This window comes from Acidovorax sacchari (assembly GCF_042847045.1).
GTDB lineage: Bacteria > Pseudomonadota > Gammaproteobacteria > Burkholderiales > Burkholderiaceae_C > Paracidovorax > Paracidovorax sacchari.
In genome coordinates this window covers 3,811,441-3,834,895 of sequence record NZ_AP035783.1, presented here as the reverse complement: position 1 = coordinate 3,834,895, position 23,455 = coordinate 3,811,441, and the positions used below count along the sequence as shown (strand labels likewise).

Here is a 23,455-nt window from a genome sequence, read left to right as displayed (position 1 = left end):
TCTCCGGACCGGGATGCTAGGAATCCGAGATGACGGGGATTTGACGCTTTCGTGACGAGAGCGTGACCGCAGGGGCCTCAGGCGGCGGCAGGGCTCTCGGGCAGCGCGGCCGGGCGTTCCGGCGGCTCGAAGCAGTCGCGGAAGGAGAACACCACGGAGGTGAAGAACATCGCCGCCAGCAGCATGGCCGTGCCGACCATGATGCCCGCCGCGATCGCGCTGCCCAGGCCCATGAGGGCCAGCAGCGTCACGAACACGCTGGCGGCGATGCCCGCGCCGAGGAAGACCCCCGTCCACGCCAGGCCGTACACGGTGAACGCCCCGATGTTGCGCAGGCAGGCGACGATGCTGAAGAACAGCGCCTTCACCGGTGGCACGCCGTGCCAGTGCACCAGGCCGGGCGCGTGCCAGAACAGCAGCGACAGCGGCACGTAGAGCGCCAGCGCGAGCCACATCGCTGCCTGGAACTGCGGCAGTTCGGCCATTTCGCGCGTGAGCTCCTCGCCGCCCAGGTACACGCGCGCGAACTGTCCGCCGTCCAGCAGGGCGGAGATGGCCATGACGGCGAGGAAGCCCACGGCGTAGAGCGCACCGAGCACGAGCATGGAGCGCAGGCGTTGCCGGCCGGTGCGGAAGGCCACCAGCAGCAGGGCCGGGGTGGGAAAGCGGCCCTGCGTGGCGTCGCCGGCGGCCACCATCATGGCCAGCGTGGCGGAGGGCAGCAGAGCCAGGGCCACGGCTGGCCCGACGAGCGGCAGCAGCGTGGCGATGGACATCGCCGCCATGGTCAGGAAGAACAGGGCCGCCAGCGCCATCGGCTGGCGCCAGAAGATGCGGATGCCCAGGCGGACCCATTCCAGGCCGGCGCGGGCAGGGACGATGTGCAGTTTCATGGCGGTGCAGTGTGCGTGTTACGCCCGTCGGGCAGTGGCTGGGCGCTTCGCGGGAGGCGCGGTCGCTCCGTCGGGCATGGCTCCAGGGCATGCCGCGGCGCGTGGTTCAGGAGGATTGTCGCGCCGAAGGGACGAACGGGCCGGTGCGGCACGGGTTTCCGGGCGCGCCGGCGGGTTGCATGTGGCCGCGCCGCCACGGTGGCCGTCGGCCGGGGGGCTCACTCCTCGAATCCGCCGCCTGCGCGCGCATGCAGCGGCCGGGCGATGCGGCCGCGCAGCACCCGCTCGAAGTGGGTGGGGTCGTGCGGCGTGAGCAGGCTGGCCTCGCGCGGCAGGTGGAAATCCCACAGGCGGGAGATCCAGAAGCGCAGTGCGCCCGCGCGCAGCATCGCCGGCAGCAGGGTCCGCTCGTCGGCCGACAGCGGCCGCACCGCCTGGTACGCATCCAGCATGGCCGTGGCGCGCCCGGGCTCGTGGATGCCGGTCGGCCAGTCGATGCACCAGTCGTTCAGGCACACCGCCAGGTCGAACAGCCAGGTGTCCACGCCCGCGAAATAGAAGTCGAAGAAGCCGGTCAGGGCCTCGCCGTCGAACATGGCGTTGTCGCGGAACAGGTCGGCATGGACCGGGCCGCGCGGCAAGGCGGCGTAGCCGGCGGATGCGGCGACATGGTTCTGGTAGGCCAGCTCGGAGCGCAGCAGGGTGCGCTGGGCCTCGCCGATGTGCGGCAGCACCACGGGCACCGTCTCGTTCCACCAGGCCAGGCCGCGCAGGTTGGGCTGCTGCCGCTCGTAGTCCCGCCCGGCCAGGTGCATGCGCGCCAGCATGCCGCCCACTGCCGCGCAGTGCACCGGTTCGGGCGCGAGCTGGCTCCTGCCGGACAGCTTGTTCACCACGGCGGCGGGCTTGCCCGCGACGGAGTGCAGGATACCGCCATGGCGGTCGCCGCGCGGGTCCGGCACGGGGATCCCCGCCTGCGCGAGGTGCTTCATCAGGTGCAGGTAGAACGGCAACTGCTCGGCGGTCAGGCGCTCGAACAGCGTGAGCACGTACTCGCCCTGGTCGCTGGTGAGGAAGTAGTTCGTGTTCTCGATGCCGCCTTCGATGCCGCGCAGCGACTCCAGGGTGCCGAGCTGCAAACGGCGCAGCAGGTCGCGCGCCTCTTTCTTGGAGACTTCGGTGAAAACGGCCATCGCTTGGCGGGAGAAGAACAGGAAGACGGAAGGAAAAAGGGGGCGGGCGGTCAGCCGGGCGGAATGGCGCGGCAGACGCCCTGCGGGGCGGACGCCGTGCCCGCCGCGGGCGCCGGGGGCCCGGGCACATGCGCCCGGGCCGGGGTTCAGAACTTCATGACGTTCCAGACCCGCGGGCTGGTGATGGTTTCCGCACCGTTGCGGCTGCCAGGCCGCGCACGCACGCCGTCGGGCGGCTGCACTTCGTATTCGGGCATGGTGGTGCCGGCCTTGGGCTGCACCGTGATGCTCTGCGTCTGCCCGCCCACGCGCAGTTCGTCCACGCGGCTGCCTTCGTCCTCGATGCGGATGCGCTCCACGCGCTGGTTGCGCCGGCCCGGCTCGGCATCCGCCGCGGCACCGGGCTGCGCGTCGGCCGCGGGCGCGGCCTGCGGAGCGGGCGAGGGGGCGGTAGTCTGGGCAAGGGCCGGCCCGGAGGCCAGCGCCAGAAGGAGGAGGGTGGTGGCGGCGCGCATGGGCGGATTGTAGGCCCGCGCGGGCGCGCGCACCCGCCCGCGGGCACAATCCCGGACCATGAGCAAACCCAAGACCCTGGTGCTGGTGGACGGCTCCAGCTATCTCTACCGCGCCTTCCATGCCATGCCGGACCTGCGCGCCGTGCCCGGCGACCCGGCCAGCCCCGCCACGGGGGCCATCCGCGGCATGATCAACATGCTGCAGGCGCTGCGCAGGGACTATCCCGCCGATTACGCCGCCTGCGTCTTCGATGCGAGCGGACCGACCTTCCGCGACACGCTCTACCCCGAATACAAGGCGCACCGCGCGCCCATGCCCGACGACCTGCGCGCGCAGATCGAGCCCATCCACGAGGTCGTGCGCCTGCTGGGCTGGCCGGTGGTCTGCGTCCCCGGCGTCGAGGCCGACGATGTGATCGGCACCCTCGCGGCCTGCGCGGCGCGCCAGGGCATCGAGGTCATCGTCTCCAGCGGCGACAAGGACCTGTCGCAACTGGTGGACGAGCACATCACCATCATCGACACCATGAGCGGCAAGCGCCGCGACGTGGCGGGCGTCACGGCCGAGTTCGGTGTTCCGCCCACGCTCATGGTCGATTACCAGACGCTGGTGGGGGACGCGGTGGACAACGTGCCCGGCGTGCCCAAGGTGGGGCCCAAGACGGCCGCCAAGTGGCTGAACGAGTACGGTTCGCTCGACGCGCTGCTGGCACGGGCGGGCGAGATCAAGGGCGTGGCGGGCGAGAACCTGCGCAACGCGCTCGACTGGCTGCCCAAGGGCCGCGAACTGGTGACCATCCGCACCGATTGCGACCTGGCCGGCCACGTGGAAGGCCTGCCGGCGCTGGACGGCATCACGGCCGGCGCGCTGGAGACGGCGCAGCTGCGCGAGTTCTACGAAAAGTTCGGCTTCAAGGGGCTGGCCCGCGCGCTGGAAGACACCACGCCCGCCAATGCCACGGCCACGCTGCCCGGCGCGAGCGGCGACCTGTTCGCCGACAGCGGCCCGACCTTCGTGGCCGAGGCCGCGCAGGGGCGCGAGGTGGCCTACGACACGATCCTCACGTGGGAGGAGTTCGACCGCTGGTTCGCCCGCATCCAGGCAGCCGACCTGGTCGCGCTGGATACCGAGACCAACTCGCTCGATGAGCTGCGCGCCCAGATCGTGGGACTGAGCTTCAGCGTGGAGCCCGGTGCCGCCGCCTACATTCCGCTCGCGCATTCCGGCCCCGACGCGCCCGAGCAACTGCCGCTGGACGCCGTGCTGGAGCGCCTCAAGCCCTGGCTGGAGGATGCCTCGAGCCCGAAGCTGGGCCAGCATGTCAAGTACGACCGCCACGTGTTTGCCAACCACGGCATCGACGTGCACGGCTATGCGCACGACACCATGCTGCAGAGCTACGTGCTGGAAGTGCATCGCCCGCACAACCTCGCGAGCCTGGCCGAGCGCCACACGGGCCGCACCGGCATCAGCTACGAAGACCTCTGCGGCAAGGGGGCGAAGCAGATTCCGTTCGCGCAGGTGCCGGTGGACCAGGCCGCCGCCTATTCCTGCGAGGACTCGGACCAGACGCTCGATGTGCACCGCGTGCTCTGGCCGCTGATCGAGGCCGACGAGAAGCTGCGTGGCATCTACGCCCTCGAAATGGAGAGCAGCGAGGTGCTGTTCCGCATCGAGCGCAACGGCGTGCTGATCGACCCGGCCACGTTGCAGCAGCAGAGCCACGACCTGGGTCAGCGCATCCTCAAGCTCGAGCAGGAGGCCTACGACATCGCCGGCCAGCCCTTCAACCTCGGCAGTCCCAAGCAGCTCGGCGAGATCTTCTTCGACAAGCTCGGCCTGCCGGTGGTGAAGAAGACCGCCACCGGCGCGCGCAGCACCGATGAGGAGGTGCTGGAAAAGCTCGCGGAGGACTATCCGCTGCCCGCCAAGATCCTGGAGCACCGCAGCCTCTCCAAGCTCAAGGGCACCTACACCGACAAGCTGGGCCAGCTGGCCGATCCGCGCACGGGCCGCGTGCACACGCACTACGCGCAGGCCGTGGCGGTGACGGGGCGGCTGTCGAGCAACGAGCCCAACCTGCAGAACATCCCCATCCGCACGGCCGAGGGCCGGCGCGTGCGCGAGGCCTTCGTGGCACCGCCGGGCCGCGTGATCGCCAGCGCCGACTACAGCCAGATCGAACTGCGCATCATGGCCCACCTGAGCGGCGACGACGCGCTGCTGCGCGCCTTCACCGAGGGGCTGGACGTGCACCGCGCCACCGCGGCCGAGGTGTTCGGCGTGGCGGTGGACCAGGTGAGCAGCGAGCAGCGCCGCTATGCCAAGGTGATCAATTTCGGGCTCATCTACGGCATGAGCAGCTTCGGCCTCGCGCGCAACCTGGGCATCGACAACAAGGCCGCCGCGGCCTACATCGACCGCTATTTCCAGCGCTACCCCGGCGTGAAGCAGTACATGGACGAGACCAAGGCCTCGGCCAAGGCGCGCGGCTACGTCGAGACGGTGTTCGGCCGCCGGCTCTACCTGCCGGAGATCAATTCGCCCAACGGCCCGCGGCGCGGCGCGGCCGAGCGCGCCGCCATCAACGCGCCCATGCAGGGCACGGCGGCCGACCTCATCAAAAAGGCGATGGTGGCCGTGCAGGCGGTGCTGGATGCGGACAAGCCGCAGGTGCTGATGATCATGCAGGTGCACGACGAACTGGTCTTCGAACTGCCCGAGGACGAGGCGGGCTGGCTGCGCACGGAAATCCCGCGGCTCATGGCGGGCGTGGCTGAACTCAAGGTCCCCCTGCTGGCCGAGGTGGGCACCGGGCCGAACTGGGAGAAGGCGCACTGACCGGGGCCGTGGCGGCTAGAATGTAAGTTTTTGTAATGTCATGCCCTGGCAGCGCCGGGGGCATCTGCCGCCGTGTCCCGTTCCGTCTTTCTCCCCCAGGAAATCCGCCCTGCCGACCAGGCGCAGCAACGCCTGACCGAGCGCCACCTGCAGGGCCGGCTGGCCGAGGTGGAGCACTACCTGTATGCGGTGCGCCGTGAAATCGACCAGGAGCTGCCAGGTTGCATTCCCGCGTACCGCAAGCCCTATCCCTACGGCTGCTGCCTGGAGATCTCGGAGGCGTTCGAGAAGAAGCTCCGCGCGGCGGTGGCCTCGGACACCGCGCTGCCCGGGCTGGACGCCATCCGGGCCTTCATGGGCGAGGGCGGTTACGTGGGCTCCGTCTGGGGCGCGCTGCGCGAGCGCTACTTCCAGAACGCGTTCCAGTTCGGCAGCCTGTACGTGGATGTCTCCAACGACACGGTGGACGTGCGCAAGCCTTCGATCGAAATCCTGCCGATGGCGGATTCCGGGCTGGTGAACATTTCCAGCCTGGAGCATTTCGTGCGGATCGGCCAGGCCTACTGGGGGGCGGAGTTCTACGTGAACGACGTGTGGCCGGCGCTGGCGCCGATCGCCCCGCTCGTGATGCACCTGCCGGACAGGCAGGCCTTGCAGCTGTCGAACAGCTCGGCCTACATGGTGGCCTGGCAGCGGCGCGACCGCTACCAGGGGGCGGAGGCGTATCTGGCCACCGCTCCGTCCCTGCCGGCGGCAGCGCGGGAGTCCTTCCTGGCATGCATCGCGCCGCGCCGCAGGGTAGCGGACGCGCGGCAGGGGCGGACCATGTCCATGGCGGCGTGCGCTTCCCTGCGCAAGGCCACGCCCCTGCAGGAGTCCATGTGGCTCAACCGGCAGTTGGCGGAGTGGGGTGCTTCCAGGAGGCGGGCTGAGATACCGCGGCCTCAGGGCGCCTCGTCCACCGGGCAGTCCGGCTGGGCCGGCACCGCGAGCGGCAGGTAGTAGTACGCGGCGGGCTGCCATTGGCCGGGGCCTGCGCTGTCGGCGACGCGCACATGCATGGCCTCCCCGGAAACGCAGTGGTCCACGCGCACCGACACCTTGCGGTCCGGCCATTGCAGGAACAGCCGCTGGTCGGAAGCCCGGGTGACCGTGGCCTTGCCCAGCAGCGCCAGCCCCATCAAGGGTTCACCCGGCGCCTGCGTGAACTGGGCCGTGTGTTCGGCTGCCAGCTGCGAATTGTCGCCATCGAAGCGCAGGATGGCGACATCCCGGGGCGGCACGGCGGCCTGGGGGCGGACGCAGCACTCGGGGGCTTTCGCGGCGGGGGCCAGGGGCAGGTAGTGCAAGCCTCCGGAAGGCACCGCCAAGGTGTCCGATGACAGCGCGAGCCGCACGGCGCTGGGGGTGCCGGCGTCCACCACGCCGACGCGCGAGGACAGGGGCTCGCCCTGCGAGGCTGCGGCAGGCGCCGGCGTGCGGGGTTTGGTGGCTTTGCGGGCCTTGGCGGCAGCCCGCGGCTTGCTTGCGGCCTTGGGCTTCGCGGGCGCCTCGCCGCAGGCAAGCGCCAGGGAGAAAGCCAGGAAGAAGAGGGTGCCGGTACGGAAAGGGGATCGGTGTCGTCGTTCAGTGGCCATCGTCGGGAAAAGGGAAAGAGCCGGGCGGTGCCAGGTGCGCGCAGCGCGCACCACCGGAAGGCTGAGGGGCGAAGTATGGGCGGAGTTCCGGGCGTTCCCGTAAAGATGTGCATACCGCTGCGGCCCGTTTTTCGCGTGGCGGGCGGCCGGCTTGCTGCCTACCGGTCCTGCAGGCAGTCAGGTTGTACATCGGTGGCCAGGGGAAGGTAGTAGTGGGCCGCGGGCTTCCAGCGGCCAGCGCCGGTGCCTTCGGAGATCTTCAGGTGCAGGCCTTCCGCCGACAGGCAATGTTCCACGCGCAGCGATGCCTTGCGGTCCGGCCATTGCAGGAGGATCCGGCGGCCCGGCATCCGCGTCACGGCAGGACGGCCCTCCAGCGCCAGTCCGACAAAGCCCTCCCGCGGGGCAGGCGTGAAACGGGCTTCGCGTTCAGCGGCCGGCTGGGGAGACTCCCCTTCATAGCGCAGGGTGGACGCTTCCTGCGGATCGACGGGGGCCAGGGGCTGCACGCAGCATTCCGTGGATGACTCCGTGGCCGGAGACAGGCGCAGAAAGCGCAGTTCCGGAAGGGGCGCACCATCGCCGGGCGGGACCGTCGGATCCGCTGCATCCATCGTGGCGAGGCGGGCGGTTGCGGGAGAGCGTGCATCCAGTACGGCGACCCGCGCGGCGAGGGGCGAGACCGGAACTCCGGTGGTGTCCCCGCGGCGGGGCGGTTGTGCATGCGCCAGGCCCCAGGCCAGCGCGACGCAGCACAGAAAGGTGGGGCGCACGGCGTGGTGCGGTGCAGGCAGTGATTCGCAGGCCATCGTGGGACCGGGGCATCCGGGTGAAGAGACGGGCGCGCCACTCTATCGGCTGGGGCACAGGGGCCGCGCAGGGTTGTTTCCAATTGCCGCGCAGTTGCTGCGAAATGCGCCGCCGGGATACCTTTTGATGCAATATGCGCGCCTCGACCGCCCTCCGGGCGTTCCCGTCTGTTCCCATCCCCGTCCATGCGCCTGCGCCATATCGAAGTCTTCAACGCCGTCATGCTCACGGGCAGCGTGAGCGCTGCCGCGCGCCTCATCAACGTCACGCAGCCGGCGGTGAGCCGCATCCTCTCCCATGCGGAACTGCAGCTGGGCTTCGCGCTCTTCCACCGCCACAAGGGGCGGCTGGTTCCCACGCGGGAGGCGCAGACGCTTTTCCCGCACATCGAGCGCCTGTTCACGCAGCTCGACGAAGTGCAGCGCCTCGCGGGCAGCCTGCGCGGCCGGCAGCGCGAGGGCGAACTGCACATCCTCAGCGTGCTGGCGCTGAGCCACGAGGTGATGCCGCGGGCCCTGCGCGCCTTCCATGCCCTGCATCCCGGCGTGCAGGTGACGATCGAGTCCCTGCATTCGCCACAGATCGTCTCCGCCCTGGTGTTGCAGGAGGCCGACGTGGGCTTCGTGTTCTCCGCGCTGTCGCATCCCTCGCTGGAGCAGGAGACCCTGGCCGAGGGCTGCATGGTGTGCATCGCGCCGCGCGGCCTGCTCGACGCGGCGCTCGTGGCACGGGGTTCGGTGCACCTGGCCGATCTGGCCGGCGTGCCGGTGGTGCGGCTGGGGCTGAACGATCCGCTGGGCGCCATGGTGAACCACGCGTGCCGGGAGGCGGAAGTGGGGCTGGCTTCCGCCATCACGGTGCAGACCTACCATGCCGCGCTGGCGCTCGCGCACCACGGGCTGGGTGTGGCGCTGGTGGATGCCTGCACCGCCGCTTCCGCCGACCCGGGGCGGGTGGATGTGCTGGAGTTGCTGCCGCGCATCGCCGTGCCGGTCAAGGCGCTGCGCATGCCCCACCGCCCGGCATCCCTCCTGGCTGACGCGATGGTGCGCTGCATGCGGGATGCCGCCGTGGAAACGCTGCAGGGCAGGGCGGGAGGGTTGCCGGCCCCGGCGCCCGGCACCTGACGGCTTCAGGCGCTTCGCACGGCCTGTGCGGCCTGGCGCTCGCCGGCCATGGCCTGCGCCAGCTGTTCCGCCGTACCGAAGGACAGGGTGAAGCCCAGTGCCCCGTGCCCGGTGTGCAGCCACAGGTTGCGCGGACCGCCGGGCTTGCGGCCCACGACCGGCAGGCCGGTGGGGGTGGCGGGCCGCATGCCGGTCCAGGGACGCAGGCCGGCGCCGGGATCGTGGCCCAGCACCGCGGCCACGGTGGCGCGCAGGCGCTCGATGCGGTCTGCGGGAATGCTCCGGTCGTCGCCCACGAGTTCCGCCATGCCGGCCACGCGCAGCCGGTTCCCCAGCCGCGCGAACACCACCTTGCGGGCCGCGTCGGTCACGTTCACCCGCGGTGCCCATGCCGCGGTCTCGGGCGCGTCCACCGTGATGCTGTAGCCCTTGAGCGGATAGACCGGCACGTGGATGCCCAGGCGGGCTGCCCAGGCCGCGCTCGCGCTGCCCAGGGCCAGCACGAACTGGTCCGCGGCCACCGGGGTTTCCGCGTCCGATGCGCCGGAGCGCACATGCACTGCGGTGACGGCGCCGTCCGCGCCGCGCGTGAATCCCGCCACCCGCGCGCCCAGCAGGAAGCGCACGCCGCGCGCGGCAAGCAGCGTGTGCAGGCCGTCGCAGACCTTCTGGCAGTCGGCGGCGCATTCGCTGGGCGTGTGGATGGCGCCGGCGATGCGGTCCGCGTCGTGGGCCAGGGCGGGCTCCAGCTCCACGCAGCGGGCGGCGGACACCGACTCCTGCTCGCAGCCCCAGGAGCGTTGCAGCGCCATCTGCCGTTCACCGCCGGCCAGCGCCTCGCGCGACCGGTACACCACGAGCTTGCCCGTGCGGCTGAAATCGCAATCCAGGCCCTCGCGCTCGCGCATGTGCTCGAAGGCCCGCCGGCTGCGCGCGGCCAGTTCCAGCAGCGTGCCGGTGGTGCGGCGGGATGTCGCGTCGTTGCAGGCCGCGAGAAACGCCGCGCCCCAGCGCCACTGGCGCAGGCTCCACTGCGGCCGCAGCTTGAGCGGTGAATCGGGCGAGAAGAGCAGCTTGGGCAGCTGGCCCCAGACCGATGCGTCGGCCAGGGGCTGCACATAGCTGTAGCTCAGCTGCGCACCGTTGCCGCCGCTGGCGCCGCCACCCACGGGGCCCTGGTCGATCACCGTCACCTGCCACCCCTGCCGCTCCAGCGCATAGGCCGTGGCCAGGCCCGCGATGCCGGCACCCATCACACATGCATGCATATCGATTCCGATCTGTTCCGTTCCATCCGCGGGCACTGTAGAAGCGCCCAAGCTGCTTGGACAATGCCGATCGGATGGCCGCCCATGCCGCCAGGTTATGCACCGGAACGGAGCCGGCCGGGCCGGGAGAGCGGGCGCGGCTCTTGCTTCTTATCCGGGTTGACCCCTACGCGGGCATAACTTTCAGGCATGGCATGGCGCGTGGAATGAATTGTTCAATGCGCCGCCGCCTTCCTACAGTGCTTGCACCGCCGCACCGTGCGGGGGCGTGCAGCCCTTTACCCATCCGCTATCCGAGAAGGAGTTCCCATGAAAACCACCCTCTGCTCCGCCGCGCTGCTGGCCTGCGGCCTGATGGCCGGCGCCGCCGCGCAGGCCGACACCCTGAAGAAGATCGCGGACAGCGGCAAGATCACGCTCGCCTACCGCGAATCGTCGGTGCCCTTCAGCTACCTGGCCGGCGCAGGCGCACCCATCGGGTTCTCGGTGGACATCTCCAACGCGGTGGTGGAAGCGGTGAAGAAAAAGCTGAACAAGCCCGACATCAAGGTCGAGCTGCAGGCCGTCACCTCGCAGAACCGCATCCCGCTGGTGACCAACGGCACGGTGGACCTGGAGTGCGGCTCCACCACCAACAACACCGCCCGCGCCAAGGACGTGCAGTTCGCCGTCAACTACTTCTACACGGGCACGCGGCTGCTGGTGAAAAAATCCTCCGGCATCAAGAACTACGCCGACCTCGCGAAGAAGACCGTCGCCAGCACCACCGGCACCACGAACGCGCAGGTGATCCGCAAGTACAACCGGGACAACAACCTCGACATGGACATCGTGCTGGGCAAGGACCACAACGACTCCATGCTGCTGGTGGACACGGGCCGCGCGCTGGCCTTCGCCATGGACGACATCCTGCTCTTCGGGCTGAAGGCCAACGCCACCAACCCGGCCGAATGGGACGTGGTCGGCGATGCGCTGCAGGTCGAGCCCTATGCCTGCATGCTGCGCAAGGACGACCCGCAGTTCCAGGCCCTCGTGAACGGCGTGATCGGCGGCATGATGAAGTCCGGCGAATTCGAGAAGCTCTACAACAAGTGGTTCCTCTCGCCGATTCCGCCCAAGGGCCAGGCGCTGGGCCTGCCCATGTCGAAGGAACTGCGCGACAACCTCACGGCGCAGAGCGACAAGCCCGCGGTATGACGCAGCCGGCAGGGCTGGCGGCGGACATGGAGCCGCCGCGCACCGTCGGCATCCTGGGCGGCATGGGACCGGCGGCCGGCGCGGACTTCGCGCGCCTGTTCGTCGAGGCCTGCACGGCGCGCATGCAGGCGCTGGGCATTGCCGTGCGCGACCAGGCCTATCCGGAGCACTGGCTGGCCCAGGTGCCGGTGCCGGACCGCACGGCGGCGCTGGACGACCCGCGGCCCGGCGCCCACCAGCCGGGCGACGCCCTGCTGCAGGCCACCGGCCGTCTGGCCGCGCTGGGCGCCCGGGCGGTGGCGATCGCCTGCAACACCGCGCACGCCTGGCATGGCCTGCTGCAGGAGCGGTTCCCGCAGCTCGCCGTGCTGCACATGCCGCGCGAAGTGGCGGCGCTGCTGCACGCCCAGGGCCTCCGGCGCGTGGGCCTGCTGGCCACCCAGGGCACTTACCGCAGCGGTCTGTACCGGCGGGCGCTGGATCAGGCCGGCATCGACTGCGTGGAACCGGAAGAGGGCGGCCGCGAGCGGCTCATGCAGGGCATCTACGAGGGCGTGAAGGCCGGCGACATGGCGCTGGCGCGGGAGTGCTTCCGCGAGGTGGCGCAGGCATTGCGCGATGCCGGCGGCGCCGAGGTGCTCGTGATGGGCTGCACGGAAATCCCGCTGGCCCTGGACGAGGCCGGCGCGGGCAGCGCGCTGCTGGACCCGGCCCGCGTGCTGGCCGGCGCGCTGGCCCGCGAAGCGTATCCGGAGCCGATCGACGGCAATCGTCCTTGAACCGTTCTCAGCGCCAGAGCGCAGGCTTGGCCACCATCATGTAGTAGATCGCGAGCATGGCGATGAAAGCCGGGTAGCCCAGCGCCTCCCACCAGCGCGCATGGCGGCGGTAGTCTTCCGGCAGCGCGGCGCCGCGCTCCGCCGCGTCGCGCGCCATGGCGGCCATGCGCCACTGCAGCCACAGCACGGGCAGCCAGCACAGGCCCGCGACCACGTACAGCCCCAGCGAGGCGGCGATCCACGGCGTGGACAGCGGCCAGCCGGCCATGTGGGCCAGCGCCACGCCGCTGACCGGCTGCACGATGCCGGCGGGCGTGGTGAACCAGGTGTCCGCGCGCACCACGAGGCGCGCCACCACGGCCTGGGCCTGCACGCTGCCGCTGCGGTTGGCGAAGAACAGGTAGAAGGCCGAGCCGAATCCCGTGCCCACCAGCAGCACGCTGGAGAGGATGTGCACCCACTTGAGGACCAGGTACGAGTTCATGGGCGCCTTTCTTCGGTATGCCAGAGCACGAGCAGGATGGCCGCGATGGGAATGTTCTTGAGCAGCCGGCCCAGCGGGTCGAGCCACAGTCCGGGCAGCAGGAGGGTGGCGATCACGGTCATCGCGCCCATGAGCAGCAGGGCCGCGGCATAGGCGGGACGGCCCGGCCGCCACCACAGCCAGGCGCCGACGGCCAGGTCGGCCGCGATGCCGGCGGCGATGATGGCCTGCATGAGCAGGGTGTTCTGCATCCCGGCGGCCACCAGCAGATCGCGGCTCTGGCCGTGGAACTCCGCCGCGCTGGCGACCGCGGTGCCCAGCCAGACGGCCACGAGGCTCGCGCGCAGCCAGCCCCGTTCGCGCGGTCCTGCGGACGATGGCGGTGCGCGCCCTGTCATGGCTGCCTCCAGGCGCGGGCGACCAGATCGCGGTAGTGCACGGCCTCGCGGCCCAGGAGGCTGCGCAGCGGCGCGGGATCGGCGGTGTTGTCGCTGCCCAGCAGCGCCAGGCTCTCGCTGCACCAGGGCGAGGCCGGCACGCGGTCTCCGAGGCGTGCGCTCAGGCGGCTGAGCGCGTCCGGCAGCGTCGCCACATGGGCCGGCCCGTGTCCGCACTGGGCCCGCAGGCTGGCCACCAGCCCGGCCATCGGCACGGCCTCCGGGCCCGCGCATTCGATGATGCCCTGGCGGTCGTGGGCCGGGCCCAGCAGCGCGGCCACGGCATCGGCGAGGTCATGTACGGCCACGGGCTGCACGCGGGCCTGCAGCACGGGGCGCGGCAGGACCACCACGGGCAGCCGCGCCAGGTTCATGAACAGCGCGCTGCTCGCGCCGCCGCGGCCGAACACGATGCTGGGCCGCAGCACGCAGGTGGAAGGCACCGGGGCCGCGCCCTGCGCCAGGCCCAGCAGGAACGTGTCCGCGCCGCGCTTGGTGCGGGCATAGCGGGTCTCGCTGCGGTCCACGCCGAGCGCGGAGACCTGCACCACGCGCCGCACGCCGGCCTGGGCGCAGGCCTGGAACAGCGCGATCGGGGCATCGCGGTGCAGGGCGTCGATGGGGCGGCCGGGGCTGTCGCGCAGCACGCCCACGGCGTTGACCACCGCGTCGATGCCCGCGAGGCGGGGCAGCCAGGCGCCCGGGTCGGTGTCGTGCGCGAAATCCATGGGCACCTGCCCGGCATCGCGCCGGCCGTGGCGCGGGGAAACGCCTTCGTGGACGGTGTGGCCGTCCGCACGCAGCCGGGCGGCGACGTGCCGGCCGATGAAACCGGTCGCGCCGGTGACGAGGACTTGCATGGTGGATCTCCTCACAGGTCGCAACGGTCGCCGGGGGTGCACCGCCGCAGGGCCGCGCGCCGGCTCGCGCGTTCGAACAGGCCGCCCACCAGCCAGCGCGGCAGGCGGTAGCGGTTGCGCGCCAGCACCGGGTACAGGCGGTCCGCGAGCGGCCCCAGCACGGGCAGGCGCGTGGCTGCCATGACCCAGCCCAGGCCCACGGCTTCGTACGCGCGGCGGAACACCTCCACGCCGCGCAGCACCCGTCCATCCGCGGTACGGGCATGGATCAGCGTCAGCAATTCCTCGTGCGTGGTACCCGGCGGGCCTTCGAAGCCGGGTGCCCAGACGTCCGCGAACCGCAGCAGCCCGGCCCGGTCGCGCAGCCGCAGGTTGGTCATCTCCGCCTGGCAGAGCTGGCAGCGGGAATCGAAGTAGAGGGTCAGGGGATAGAGGGCTTGCGGATCGGTGGTCATGGCGGGCTCCTTGGAAATGGTTGGCTGCCGTTGGGTTTTCTCTGATTTTTAAATTTCTGTACGAAACGAAATGACGGGGCGCAAAGGGGTGCGGGAGCCGATGGCGTGGCGCACTCAGGCCGCGGGCTTGTCCGGAGGCGGCGTGCCGGCGGGGGAACGCTTGCCACGGGACGCGGCGTCGTCGCCGCGCACGAATTTCTGCACGCTGGCACCCAGGCGCAGCACCTTCTCGAGGGTGGAAGGGGTGAGGCGGAGCATCTCCTCCGTCCAGAGGTCCAGCGATTCCATCAGGCGCAGGGTTTCCCGGACGCGGTCCTGTGCATCGGGGGCTTCGTCCGCCATCTCGGGACGGCTCGCCAGTTCGCGCAGCATGCGCACCGTCGGCTCGAACTCGCGCTCCTTGCGCTCGCGCACGATGGTGCGGAACAGCTCCCAGACGTCGGTGGAGGTCTCGAAATAGTCGCGCCGGTCGCCCAGGACATGGGTGACGCGGATCAGGTGCCAGTTGAGCAGTTCCTTGAGGCTGTTGCTCGCGTTGGACCGGGCGACGCCGAGGGTTTCGCAGATGTCTTCCGCGTGCAAGGGACGTCCATGGAAGAAGAGCAGGGCGTGGATCTGGGCGACGGTGCGGTTGACGCCCCAGGCGGTGCCCATTTCGCCCCAGTGGACGATGAAGCGGCGGGCGGTGTCGGTCAGTTGCATGGTCGTGAGTCTATTGCTTCGGTAATTTCTGTCAATACAGAAATTAGAAGGCCATCACCCATCCCGTAACCCTGCCCGTGCAACCATCCGCGCCCTCACATAGACTGCCCAGTCTTCCTTACCCTGCGTTCCTCCATTTCCTCTTTTCACAGGAGCTTCCATGCTGCATGACGACCTCAGGAAAGATTTCGATGCCCTGCTGCCCGGCCAGTCCAGCGAAGCCGGCGCCAGCCGCCGCACCGCCATGCGCGTGGCGCTGGGTGCGGGCTTCGGCGTAGGCTACGCCGCCGGGGCCATGCCGGTGATGGCGCAGACGGCTGTCCACACGCCCTCCGACGGGCTGCTGGCAGGCAAGGTCGAGATCGACGTCAATGGCTTCAAGGTGCCGGCCTACCGTGCCGCTCCCGCCGGCAAGACGGGGCTGCCCGTGGTGCTGGTGATCCAGGAGATCTTCGGCGTGCACGAGTACATCGCCGACACCTGCCGCCGCTTCGCGAAGGCGGGCTATCTCGCCATCGCACCGGAAATGTTCGTGCGCCAGGGCGATCCCTCGCAGTACACCGAAATCTCCAGGCTCATGAGCGAGGTCGTCTCCAAGGTGCCCGATGCCCAGGTGCTGGCCGACCTCGACGCGACCGTGAAGTGGGCCGGCGACCACGGCGGCGATCTCTCGAAGGTGGGCATCACGGGCTTCTGCTGGGGCGGGCGCATCACCTGGCTCTATGCGGCGCACGGTCCGGTCAAGGCCGGCGTGGCGTGGTACGGCCGGCTGGTGGGCCAGGCGAGCGAGCTCACGCCCAAGCACCCGGTGGACATCGCTCCCATCCTCAAGGCGCCGGTGCTCGGCCTCTATGGCGAAAAAGATACCGGAATCCCTCTTGACACGATTGATAAGATGAAAGCGGCCCTCAAGAACGGGTCCGCCGCCGCCAAGGCGTCGGAGTTCGTGGTGTACCCTGACGCGCCGCATGCGTTCCATGCCGACTACCGGCCCAGCTACCGCAAGGAAGCCGCCGAGGACGGATGGAAGCGCGCGCTGGCGTGGTTCAAGGCGCACGGCGTGGGCTGACGCGCCGCCCCGCCGGGCGCCGCGTTCCGCAGCAAAGCCCTTCGGGGCTTTTTTCGTTTTCGAGAATCGAGCGCGTACAGCTATGACTTTGATCGCAATCATCCTGGCCACCCTGGCCGCGGGTATCGGCAGCGTGTGGGTGGCGGCCCTGCTCATGCGGGCCGGCTGGGGGGACGGCCGCTCGGGCATCGGCCCGCGGCACCTGCTGAGCTTCGCGGCCGGCGCGCTGCTGGCCACGGCCTTCATGCACCTGCTGCCGGAGGCGTTCGAAAGCCAGGCCGGCGCGCACGAACTCTTCGCCACGCTGCTGGTGGGACTGGTCTTCTTCTTCCTGCTGGACAAGGCGGAACTCTGGCACCACGGCCACGAGCACGGCGTGGGGCCGGCCAACGACGAGCCGGGCGCCGGAGGAGGGCACGCGCACGCCCATGGACACACCCATGATGGGCACGGCCACGGGCACCATGCCCACGCACATGGCGGCGGCGGGCATGCCCATTCCCACTCCCATCGCGGCTCCGGCGGCTGGGCCCTGCTCACCGGCGACAGCGTCCACTGCTTCGGCGACGGTGTCCTGATCGCCTCCGCCTTCCTGGCCGACCTGCGCCTGGGCGCCATCGCCGCGCTGGCCGTCCTGGCCCACGAAGTGCCGCACCACATGGGCGACCTGGTGGTGCTGCGCCAGTCCAGCGGCGACCGGCGCGCGGCCCTGGTCAAGGTGTCGCTGGCCGGCGCGGTCACCGCGCTCGGGGGCGTGGTGGGCTACTTCCTGGTGGGGGAGCTGCAGGACTGGCTGCCGTATTTCCTGGCCATCGCGTCCAGCAGCTTCGTCTATGTGGCCCTGGCCGACCTCATCCCCCAGCTGCAGAAGCGCCTGACGGCCAAACAGACCCTGGCGCAGATCGCCTGGCTGCTGGCGGGCATGGTGGTGGTCACGCTGGTGAGCGGGATGGCGCACGCGCACTAGAGGAGAGCCCTCCCTGAGCGGCTTCGCCGCTTCCCTCCCCTCTCTCGCCATGCTGCGCATGGCGGGTGGGGGAGGGACGCAGCCCTCGCTGCGGGGCGGCCCTTGCTTGGCTGCTGCTGGCCTGGGCCGCGACATGGCATGGGCCGGCGGCTTTGCTCGTCGGTCAGCGGGGGGCCAGGCGGTCGAAGTCGCGGTCCAGGCGGGCGAGGCTGCCGCCGATGCGGGCGCGCTGTGCGGCTATCCAGGCCGATTGCTGCTCGACGCGGCCCTGGGCGGCCTTGAGCATGCGGGCCATTTCCGCTGGCTGGGGGCCGCCCGCCGTCGCGCGGTTGCGGACGATGGCCACCGGGTCCAGCGTGGCGCGGAACTCGGCCTCGTCCATGGGCAGTTGCGCGGGGAATTCCGAGCCGTGCACCGATTCCGCATAGATGCGGCGGGCCTCGGCGTAGGGAAAGTCCAGCGGCTTGATGTCCTTGGCCTTGGCGTAGCCGACCACCTCCGATGCGAAATGGTGGCCCACGCGGAAGGGCAGCCGGTACTTGCGCATCAGCACGTCGGCCAGCTCCTGCGAGGCGGTCCAGTCGCTGTTCAATTCCTCGAGCGCGCGCTGCGGGTCGATGACCAGCGCGCCCAGGATCCGGTCCCACTGGCGCAGCACGTCGATCGCGCTCTGCACCATGGCGGTGTTGTTGCGTTCTTCCTTGGGGTCCTGCATGCCGGGCGGGATGTTGTGCGCCTGGATGGCCGCTCCCATGCCCAGCGTCAGGGCCTGCGAGGCGTCGCGGCGCGTGGCGTTGAGCAGGCCGGGATTGCGCTTCTGCGGCATCGCGCTCGACACGTAGGTGTTGCCGCCGCCTTCCTGCAGCAGGATCCACGGGCGGGGCTGCGCGTACTGCGTCATCACGTCCTCGATGAAGGTGCCGGCGTGCAGGGCGATCGCCATGACGATGGCGCCGGCCTCCACCGGCTGGTCCACGGCCGAGACCTGCGCCGCGTCGTAGGCGTTGTCCACCGTGGCGGAAAAGCCCAGGTAATCCGCCATGCGCTGGCGGTCGAGCGGCCAGCTCGTGCCGTTGAGCACCGTCGTGCCCATGGGCGAGCGGTCGATGCGGGCGTAGGCCTCGCGGATGCGCTGGGCATCGCGGTCCAGGCCGCTGGCCAGGCCCAGCAGGTAGTGGCCGTAGCTGTTGGGCTGCGCGGCCACGCCGTTCGTGTAGTTGGGCACCACGGTGGCCTGGTGCCTGTCGGCCAGCCGGACCATGGTGACCGTCGTCTGGTTCAGTGCTTCGGCCAGCTGCAGCATCTGGTCGCGCAGCATGGCCGCGCGCACGGTGGAAAGCATGTCCTGGCTGGAGCGGCCGGCGTGCAGCAGCGTGATCTGCGGGCCCGCGGCTTCGATGAGCAGGGGCTCGAAGGTGATCACCAGCCGGGGCCGCTTGCCGCCGGGCCGGTTGCCGTCGGCCAGCACCTTGCTGATGCCGCCGTGGACCAGCGGCGCGAGGGACCTGTCGAGCAAACCCTGGTCGATGTTGATGACGGCCGATGCCTTGTTGATCTCGCCGAGCCAGAAGAACTCATCGCGGGGCGGGGCCGCGGCCGGCCGGGCCGGGGCTGCGGACGGTGGGCTGGAAGCCGTTGCCGTTGCCGTTGCCGGTGCAGGCGCCCCGGCCTGCGGTGCGGTGGTTTGCGCTGCCGCCGTGGTGCCCGCGCAGAGCGCGGCGGCGCAGGCGAGGGCGTGCAGTGCGGCGCGCACCCGCGGTGGCTTCCGAGGGTGTCCTCGTGGAATCGTCATGCTTGTCTCCTGTGTATTTCTGATGGGACGGGCTTAGCCTGCGAGCGCCTCGCGGACCGCGGACACCTGGCGGCGCGACACGGACAGGAGTTCCGGCAGGCCATGCATGCGCACGGCCCAGCCTTCGCCTTCCACCGGGTCGTAGTGCTTCTCGATGGAGCGCAGCGCGCGCCGGGCGACCAGCGCGTTGCGGTGCACGCGCAGGAGGCGGGACGGGTAGCGCGCTTCCAGCTCGCTCAGCGCGCCGTCCAGGATGTAGCTGCGCGTGCCCGTGCGGACGGTGAGGTACTTCAGTTCGGCCTTGACATAGACCACCTCGTCCAGCGGCACGCGCTCGGTGCGGCCCCGGTCCTGGATCAGCAGCGCCTCCGCGTCCTGCGGGGCAGGGGGGGCGGCCGGGGGCTGGGCGGCGGCGCGCCGGGCCTTGGCCAGCGCCTGCTGCAGGCGCTCGGCGCGTACGGGCTTGGTGAGGTAGTCCGCCGCGTCCAGTTCGAAGGCGCTCACGGCATGGTCGGCATGCGCCGTCACGAAGACGATGGCGGGAGCGTTGGCCAAAGCGCGCAGCGCATGCGCGAGGGAGAGCCCGTCCTGGCCGGGCATGTGGATGTCGAGCAGCACGGTGTCGAAGGGCCGCCCGCCCGGCGCGCGCAGCAACTGCAGCGCTTCGGCGGCATTCGCGGCCTCGGCCAGGGTGTGTCCGCCGCTGTCGGACAGCAGCGTGCGCAGGCGGCTGCGGGCGAGGGCTTCGTCGTCCACGATGAGGATGTGCATGGGAGCCGCAAGGAGGTGGTGTCGGTCGCGGTGGCGGGCGTCAGGCATGCGCCGGCAGGGAGATGCGCACCCGGTAGAAGCCATTGTGCATGCCCGCCGAGAAATCGCACTGCACATCGTGCAGCAGGCGCAGCCGGTCGCGCACATTGGCCAGGGCGATGCCATGGCCGCGGGGGGCGTCGTCTTCCGCGCGGGTCCCGCCGGGCGGCACGGTGTTGGTGATGGTGACCACGGCGCGGCTGCCGCGCAGCTCGGTCGTCACGCGCAGCTTGCCGCCCTGGGCGGAGGGCTCCACGCCGTGCTTGACGGCGTTTTCCACCAGCGGCTGCAGCAGCAGGGGCGGCAGCCGGGCGCTGTCGGTGCGCGGGTCGAGCAGCCATTGCACGCGCAGGCGGTCCCCGAAGCGCACTTCCTCGATGGCGAGATAGCGCCGCGCCAGCACGATCTCCTCGCCCAGCGTCGCGGAGTCGCCCTGTTCCACCAGGGCATGGCGGAACAGGTCGCTCAGGTCTTCCAGCAGCGCCTCGGCCTTGGCCGGCTCGTCGCGCACCAGCGCGATGGCGCTGTTGAGGGTGTTGAAGAGGAAGTGCGGCCGGATGCGGGCCTGCAGTTCGCTGAGCCGGGCGGTGGTGGCGGCCGGCGTGCGCGCCCGGGCGCGCAGCACCAGCGCCGCCACGAGCAGTGCCGACAGCAGCGCCCCGCTCGCGGCGCTGGCCAGCCACGGTGCCTCCACGGGCACGCCGACCAGCACCAGCATGCCGCAGGCGTAGAGGCCGGCCAGCGCCCCCAGCCCCACGCCGGCCGCGGATTGCAGCGCCACGGGCAGGCGCTGCAGCAGGGTTTTGAGGCTGCAGGCCGTGACCAGCCAGGCCAGGGTGGCCGGCAGCGCGCCCCCGGTCAGCAGCGACAGCCGGGCCAGCCAGGCGGCCGGGCCGTCGGCCCCGTACATCGCGCCCACGCCGAGCACGATCTCCACGAACAGCACGGCGCGCAGCACCACGCCGACGTGGCATGCGTCGAAGACGAGCGCACGCCCGCCGAGCCCCTCCGGAGGGGGCTCTGCCAGGGGCTGGGGCCGGGTCGATAAAATTTGCGTCTCTTGCATTGCGGCATCCGGGCGTTCCGGGTGGCCGAAACCTCCGGATTATTGCCCTCCATGTCCTCCAGCCCTTCCGCGCAACCTTCCCAAGACCAGCTCGCCACCAAGGCCCAGGCCTGGTCGGCCCTGTTTTCCGAACCCATGAGCGATCTGGTCAAGCGCTACACGTCGAGCGTGTTCTTCGACAAGCGGCTCTGGCAGGCCGACATCGCCGGCAGCCTGGCGCATGCCGACATGCTGGCGGCCCAGGGCATCATCGGCTCGCAGGACCACGCCGCCATCCAGCGCGGCATGGCCACGATCACCCAGGAAATCGAGTCCGGCGCCTTCGAGTGGAAGCTCGACCTGGAAGACGTGCACCTGAACATCGAGGCCCGCCTGACCCAGCTGGTCGGCGATGCCGGCAAGCGCCTGCATACCGGCCGCAGCCGCAACGACCAGGTCGCCACCGACGTGCGCCTCTGGCTGCGCGGCGAGATCGACCTGATCGCCGACCTGCTCAGGGAACTGCAGCGTTCCCTCGTGGACGTGGCCGAACAGAACGTGGACGTGATCCTGCCCGGCTTCACCCACCTGCAGGTGGCCCAGCCCGTGAGCTTCGCCCACCACATGCTGGCCTACGTGGAAATGTTCGCCCGCGACGCCGAGCGCATGCAGGACGTGCGCCGCCGCGTGAACGTGCTGCCGCTGGGCAGCGCCGCGCTGGCCGGCACCACCTACCCGCTGGACCGCGAGCGCGTGGCCCGCACGCTGGGCATGGAAGGTGTCTGCCAGAACAGCCTGGACGCCGTGAGCGACCGCGACTTCGCCATCGAATTCACGGCCGCTGCCAGCCTGTGCATGGTGCACGTGAGCCGCCTGTCCGAGGAACTCATCATCTGGATGAGCCAGAACTTCGGCTTCATCCGCATCGCCGACCGGTTCACCACCGGCTCGTCGATCATGCCGCAGAAGAAGAACCCCGACGTGCCCGAACTGGCGCGCGGCAAGACCGGGCGGGTGGTGGGCCACCTGATGGGCCTCATCACGCTGATGAAGGGCCAGCCCCTGGCCTACAACAAGGACAACCAGGAAGACAAGGAGCCGCTGTTCGACACCGTCGATACGCTCAAGGACACGCTGCGCATCTTCGCCGAGATGGTCGGTGGCCAGCCCGATCCGGCCACCGGCAGGAAGGAGGGCGGCATCACCGTCAACCCGCAGGCCATGGAGCAGGCCGCGCAGAAGGGCTACGCCACGGCCACCGACCTGGCCGACTACCTCGTCAAGAAGGGCCTGCCGTTCCGCGATGCCCACGAAACCGTGGCCCACGCCGTGAAGGCCGCCACATCGCACGGCGTGGACCTGTCGGAGCTGCCGCTCACGGTGCTGCAGGGCTTCCATCCGGCCATCGGGAAGGACGTGTTCGACGCCCTGAGCCTGCGCGGATCGCTGAACGCCCGCAACACGCTGGGCGGCACGGCGCCGGCCCAGGTGCGCAGCCAGCTGGCGTGCCACCGCGCGCGCCTGGGCTGAACACGTCGTTTTCTTCCTGACCGGAGCCCCGCCATGACCCTGTCCCGCCGCCGCCTGCTCTCCCATGCCTCCCTTGCCGGCGCCGCGCTGGCAGCGGGCCTTCCCCTCGCGGCCCGGGCGCAGGCCGGCAGGACGCTGCGCATCCTGGTGGGCTTCCCGCCCGGCGGCGGCTCGGACGCGATCGCGCGGCTGCTGGCCGACAAGCTCAAGGACGTGCTCGGCGTGCCGGTGGTGGTGGAGAACCGGCCCGGCGCGGGCGGCCAGATCGCCGCGCAGGTGCTCAAGACGTCCCCGCTCGACGGCAGCACCGTCTTCCTCACGCACGACCACACCATCTCCATCCTGCCGCAGGTGGTGAAGCACCCGGGTTTCGACCCTGTGCACGACTTCATCGCCGTGGGCGGCGTGGCCACCTTCGTCAACGCCTTCGCCGTATCGGGCGGCACGCCGGCCCGCAGCTTCGACGAGTACGTGGCCTGGGTGAAATCGCAGGGCGGCAAGAGCGCGGTGGGCATTCCCGCGCCGGCCTCCACGCCCGAGTTCCTGGTGAAGCTGCTCGGCGAGCGCTACCGGCTCGACCTGGTGTCCGCTCCTTACCGGGGCAGCGCGCCCATGATGGGCGACATGCTCGGCAACCAGATCGCGGCGGGCGTCGGATCGGTGCCGGACTTCCTGGAAAACCACAAGGCCGGCAAGATCCGCGTCGTGGCCGTGCTGGGCGACCGGCGGCAGGCCGCGCTGCCGGATGTACCCACCTTCGGCGAACTGGGACTGAAGGGCTTCGAGGACCTTCCCTACTACGGCTTCTACGCACCGGCCGGCACGCCCGCGAAGGCGGTGCAGCAGTTCTCCGACGCTCTTGCCAGGGTGCTGGCCCGTGCCGACGTGCGGGAGCAACTGGTGGCCATGGGCCTCACGGTCACGCCGATGACCCCGCAGCAGCTCACGGCGCGCGAGCGCGCCTACACCCAGGCCTGGACGCGCATCATCCGCGAGAGCGGCTTCCAGCCGCAATGAGCGCGGCGCGGGGCAGGGTGCCTCCG

At 70.6% G+C, this 23,455-nt stretch carries 23 protein-coding genes; 9 read left to right on the top strand and 14 right to left on the bottom strand.

All coding sequences use genetic code 11. From position 1 onward, the window contains the following. Positions 1-77: 77 nt before the first annotated feature. The 3 genes from ACGHC0_RS16965 to ACGHC0_RS16955 form a co-directional block, all read right to left on the bottom strand. Positions 78-893 carry a BPSS1780 family membrane protein gene (locus tag ACGHC0_RS16965; protein ID WP_368352087.1) on the bottom strand — a complete coding sequence of 272 codons (816 nt, stop codon included), beginning with the start codon at positions 891-893 and terminating at the stop codon, positions 78-80. A 218-nt stretch (positions 894-1,111) separates the two neighbouring features. Further along, positions 1,112-2,086: a homoserine kinase gene (locus tag ACGHC0_RS16960; protein WP_368352086.1), complete on the bottom strand. Its 975-nt coding sequence runs from the start codon at positions 2,084-2,086 to the stop codon at positions 1,112-1,114. Between the two features lie 146 nt (positions 2,087-2,232). Beyond that, positions 2,233-2,601 (bottom strand): hypothetical protein, encoded by a 369-nt coding sequence (locus tag ACGHC0_RS16955; RefSeq protein WP_368352085.1) that lies wholly within the window; start codon positions 2,599-2,601, stop codon positions 2,233-2,235. A gap of 58 nt (positions 2,602-2,659) precedes the next feature. On the opposite strand from ACGHC0_RS16955, the gene polA reads away from it, so the two are divergent. Both polA and ACGHC0_RS16945 read left to right on the top strand, forming a co-directional pair. After that, a complete protein-coding gene (polA, locus tag ACGHC0_RS16950; protein ID WP_415266245.1) occupies positions 2,660-5,443 on the top strand; it encodes a DNA polymerase I in 2,784 nt (927 codons plus the stop codon). A gap of 72 nt (positions 5,444-5,515) precedes the next feature. Next, positions 5,516-6,445: a hypothetical protein gene (locus ACGHC0_RS16945; RefSeq protein ID WP_415266244.1), complete on the top strand. Its 930-nt coding sequence runs from the start codon at positions 5,516-5,518 to the stop codon at positions 6,443-6,445. On the opposite strand, the gene ACGHC0_RS16940 is transcribed toward ACGHC0_RS16945, so the two are convergent. Next, on the bottom strand, positions 6,388-7,080 hold the full coding sequence (locus tag ACGHC0_RS16940) for a hypothetical protein (RefSeq protein ID WP_415266243.1): 693 nt from the start codon (positions 7,078-7,080) through the stop codon (positions 6,388-6,390). The genes ACGHC0_RS16945 and ACGHC0_RS16940 overlap by 58 nt on opposite strands. Before the next feature lie 158 nt (positions 7,081-7,238). Next, positions 7,239-7,853: a hypothetical protein gene (locus ACGHC0_RS16935; RefSeq protein ID WP_415266242.1), complete on the bottom strand. Its 615-nt coding sequence runs from the start codon at positions 7,851-7,853 to the stop codon at positions 7,239-7,241. A 222-nt stretch (positions 7,854-8,075) separates the two neighbouring features. Between ACGHC0_RS16935 and ACGHC0_RS16930 the strand changes: the two genes are divergently transcribed. Further along, on the top strand, positions 8,076-9,017 hold the full coding sequence (locus ACGHC0_RS16930; RefSeq protein WP_415266241.1) for a LysR substrate-binding domain-containing protein: 942 nt from the start codon (positions 8,076-8,078) through the stop codon (positions 9,015-9,017). Between the two features lie 5 nt (positions 9,018-9,022). On the opposite strand, the gene ACGHC0_RS16925 is transcribed toward ACGHC0_RS16930, so the two are convergent. After that, entirely contained in the window at positions 9,023-10,285 is a 1,263-nt protein-coding gene (locus tag ACGHC0_RS16925) for an FAD-dependent oxidoreductase (protein ID WP_415266240.1), read from the bottom strand. A 309-nt stretch (positions 10,286-10,594) separates the two neighbouring features. Between ACGHC0_RS16925 and ACGHC0_RS16920 the strand changes: the two genes are divergently transcribed. Together ACGHC0_RS16920 and ACGHC0_RS16915 are read left to right on the top strand one after the other, a co-directional pair. Beyond that, positions 10,595-11,482 carry a transporter substrate-binding domain-containing protein gene (locus ACGHC0_RS16920; RefSeq protein ID WP_415266239.1) on the top strand — a complete coding sequence of 296 codons (888 nt, stop codon included), beginning with the start codon at positions 10,595-10,597 and terminating at the stop codon, positions 11,480-11,482. Next, positions 11,479-12,261: an aspartate/glutamate racemase family protein gene (locus ACGHC0_RS16915; protein WP_415266238.1), complete on the top strand. Its 783-nt coding sequence runs from the start codon at positions 11,479-11,481 to the stop codon at positions 12,259-12,261. Before ACGHC0_RS16920 ends, ACGHC0_RS16915 begins: the two co-directional genes overlap by 4 nt. Positions 12,262-12,268: 7 nt before the next feature. On the opposite strand, the gene ACGHC0_RS16910 is transcribed toward ACGHC0_RS16915, so the two are convergent. The 5 genes from ACGHC0_RS16910 to ACGHC0_RS16890 form a co-directional block, all read right to left on the bottom strand. Beyond that, positions 12,269-12,745 carry a DUF2269 family protein gene (locus ACGHC0_RS16910; RefSeq protein WP_415266237.1) on the bottom strand — a complete coding sequence of 159 codons (477 nt, stop codon included), beginning with the start codon at positions 12,743-12,745 and terminating at the stop codon, positions 12,269-12,271. Then, the gene (locus tag ACGHC0_RS16905) at positions 12,742-13,143 is read right to left on the bottom strand and encodes a DoxX-like family protein (protein ID WP_415266236.1); all 402 of its coding nucleotides are present in this window, start codon (positions 13,141-13,143) and stop codon (positions 12,742-12,744) included. The genes ACGHC0_RS16910 and ACGHC0_RS16905 overlap by 4 nt, the downstream gene beginning before the upstream one ends. Then, positions 13,140-14,042: an NAD-dependent epimerase/dehydratase family protein gene (locus ACGHC0_RS16900; RefSeq protein WP_415266235.1), complete on the bottom strand. Its 903-nt coding sequence runs from the start codon at positions 14,040-14,042 to the stop codon at positions 13,140-13,142. The genes ACGHC0_RS16905 and ACGHC0_RS16900 overlap by 4 nt, the downstream gene beginning before the upstream one ends. A gap of 11 nt (positions 14,043-14,053) precedes the next feature. Continuing rightward, the gene (locus ACGHC0_RS16895) at positions 14,054-14,497 is read right to left on the bottom strand and encodes a thiol-disulfide oxidoreductase DCC family protein (RefSeq protein WP_415266234.1); all 444 of its coding nucleotides are present in this window, start codon (positions 14,495-14,497) and stop codon (positions 14,054-14,056) included. 114 nt (positions 14,498-14,611) lie between these two features. Then, positions 14,612-15,199, bottom strand: coding sequence for a GbsR/MarR family transcriptional regulator (locus ACGHC0_RS16890; protein WP_368352073.1), 588 nt, complete (start codon positions 15,197-15,199; stop codon positions 14,612-14,614). Between the two features lie 160 nt (positions 15,200-15,359). On the opposite strand from ACGHC0_RS16890, the gene ACGHC0_RS16885 reads away from it, so the two are divergent. Together ACGHC0_RS16885 and ACGHC0_RS16880 are read left to right on the top strand one after the other, a co-directional pair. Further along, a complete protein-coding gene (locus tag ACGHC0_RS16885) occupies positions 15,360-16,268 on the top strand; it encodes a dienelactone hydrolase family protein (protein WP_415266233.1) in 909 nt (302 codons plus the stop codon). Between the two features lie 82 nt (positions 16,269-16,350). Further along, on the top strand, positions 16,351-17,235 hold the full coding sequence (locus ACGHC0_RS16880) for a ZIP family metal transporter (RefSeq protein WP_107129970.1): 885 nt from the start codon (positions 16,351-16,353) through the stop codon (positions 17,233-17,235). A gap of 163 nt (positions 17,236-17,398) precedes the next feature. Here the strand turns inward: ACGHC0_RS16880 and ACGHC0_RS16875 are convergent, their stop codons facing one another. The 3 genes from ACGHC0_RS16875 to ACGHC0_RS16865 are packed head-to-tail and all read right to left on the bottom strand — an operon-like array spanning position 17,399 to position 20,903. Next, positions 17,399-19,027 carry a lyase family protein gene (locus ACGHC0_RS16875; RefSeq protein ID WP_415266232.1) on the bottom strand — a complete coding sequence of 543 codons (1,629 nt, stop codon included), beginning with the start codon at positions 19,025-19,027 and terminating at the stop codon, positions 17,399-17,401. 33 nt (positions 19,028-19,060) lie between these two features. Next, positions 19,061-19,798 carry a LytR/AlgR family response regulator transcription factor gene (locus ACGHC0_RS16870; RefSeq protein WP_415266231.1) on the bottom strand — a complete coding sequence of 246 codons (738 nt, stop codon included), beginning with the start codon at positions 19,796-19,798 and terminating at the stop codon, positions 19,061-19,063. 40 nt (positions 19,799-19,838) lie between these two features. Next, a complete protein-coding gene (locus tag ACGHC0_RS16865; protein WP_415266230.1) occupies positions 19,839-20,903 on the bottom strand; it encodes a sensor histidine kinase in 1,065 nt (354 codons plus the stop codon). Between the two features lie 51 nt (positions 20,904-20,954). Here ACGHC0_RS16865 and argH point away from each other — a divergent pair, with 51 nt between their 5' ends. Then, positions 20,955-22,412, top strand: coding sequence for an argininosuccinate lyase (gene argH / locus ACGHC0_RS16860; protein WP_415266229.1), 1,458 nt, complete (start codon positions 20,955-20,957; stop codon positions 22,410-22,412). A gap of 33 nt (positions 22,413-22,445) precedes the next feature. Continuing rightward, positions 22,446-23,429 (top strand): Bug family tripartite tricarboxylate transporter substrate binding protein, encoded by a 984-nt coding sequence (locus ACGHC0_RS16855; RefSeq protein WP_415266228.1) that lies wholly within the window; start codon positions 22,446-22,448, stop codon positions 23,427-23,429. Positions 23,430-23,455: the final 26 nt, after the last annotated feature.

What these genes read in the sequence shown, in the direction of transcription:
- ACGHC0_RS16930 (WP_415266241.1), top strand. Translation starts at nt 8,076, where the DNA reads ATGCGCCTGCGCCATATCGAAGTCTTCAACGCCGTCATGCTCACGGGC.
- ACGHC0_RS16905 (WP_415266236.1), bottom strand. Translation starts at nt 13,143, where the DNA reads ATGACAGGGCGCGCACCGCCATCGTCCGCAGGACCGCGCGAACGGGGC.
- ACGHC0_RS16910 (WP_415266237.1), bottom strand. Translation starts at nt 12,745, where the DNA reads ATGAACTCGTACCTGGTCCTCAAGTGGGTGCACATCCTCTCCAGCGTG.
- polA (WP_415266245.1), top strand. Translation starts at nt 2,660, where the DNA reads ATGAGCAAACCCAAGACCCTGGTGCTGGTGGACGGCTCCAGCTATCTC.
- ACGHC0_RS16955 (WP_368352085.1), bottom strand. Translation starts at nt 2,601, where the DNA reads ATGCGCGCCGCCACCACCCTCCTCCTTCTGGCGCTGGCCTCCGGGCCG.
- ACGHC0_RS16920 (WP_415266239.1), top strand. Translation starts at nt 10,595, where the DNA reads ATGAAAACCACCCTCTGCTCCGCCGCGCTGCTGGCCTGCGGCCTGATG.
- ACGHC0_RS16855 (WP_415266228.1), top strand. Translation starts at nt 22,446, where the DNA reads ATGACCCTGTCCCGCCGCCGCCTGCTCTCCCATGCCTCCCTTGCCGGC.
- ACGHC0_RS16890 (WP_368352073.1), bottom strand. Translation starts at nt 15,199, where the DNA reads ATGCAACTGACCGACACCGCCCGCCGCTTCATCGTCCACTGGGGCGAA.
- ACGHC0_RS16965 (WP_368352087.1), bottom strand. Translation starts at nt 893, where the DNA reads ATGAAACTGCACATCGTCCCTGCCCGCGCCGGCCTGGAATGGGTCCGC.
- ACGHC0_RS16900 (WP_415266235.1), bottom strand. Translation starts at nt 14,042, where the DNA reads ATGCAAGTCCTCGTCACCGGCGCGACCGGTTTCATCGGCCGGCACGTC.
- ACGHC0_RS16880 (WP_107129970.1), top strand. Translation starts at nt 16,351, where the DNA reads ATGACTTTGATCGCAATCATCCTGGCCACCCTGGCCGCGGGTATCGGC.
- ACGHC0_RS16885 (WP_415266233.1), top strand. Translation starts at nt 15,360, where the DNA reads ATGCTGCATGACGACCTCAGGAAAGATTTCGATGCCCTGCTGCCCGGC.
- argH (WP_415266229.1), top strand. Translation starts at nt 20,955, where the DNA reads ATGTCCTCCAGCCCTTCCGCGCAACCTTCCCAAGACCAGCTCGCCACC.
- ACGHC0_RS16895 (WP_415266234.1), bottom strand. Translation starts at nt 14,497, where the DNA reads ATGACCACCGATCCGCAAGCCCTCTATCCCCTGACCCTCTACTTCGAT.
- ACGHC0_RS16865 (WP_415266230.1), bottom strand. Translation starts at nt 20,903, where the DNA reads ATGCAAGAGACGCAAATTTTATCGACCCGGCCCCAGCCCCTGGCAGAG.
- ACGHC0_RS16925 (WP_415266240.1), bottom strand. Translation starts at nt 10,285, where the DNA reads ATGCATGCATGTGTGATGGGTGCCGGCATCGCGGGCCTGGCCACGGCC.
- ACGHC0_RS16870 (WP_415266231.1), bottom strand. Translation starts at nt 19,798, where the DNA reads ATGCACATCCTCATCGTGGACGACGAAGCCCTCGCCCGCAGCCGCCTG.
- ACGHC0_RS16940 (WP_415266243.1), bottom strand. Translation starts at nt 7,080, where the DNA reads ATGGCCACTGAACGACGACACCGATCCCCTTTCCGTACCGGCACCCTC.
- ACGHC0_RS16960 (WP_368352086.1), bottom strand. Translation starts at nt 2,086, where the DNA reads ATGGCCGTTTTCACCGAAGTCTCCAAGAAAGAGGCGCGCGACCTGCTG.
- ACGHC0_RS16915 (WP_415266238.1), top strand. Translation starts at nt 11,479, where the DNA reads ATGACGCAGCCGGCAGGGCTGGCGGCGGACATGGAGCCGCCGCGCACC.
- ACGHC0_RS16875 (WP_415266232.1), bottom strand. Translation starts at nt 19,027, where the DNA reads ATGACGATTCCACGAGGACACCCTCGGAAGCCACCGCGGGTGCGCGCC.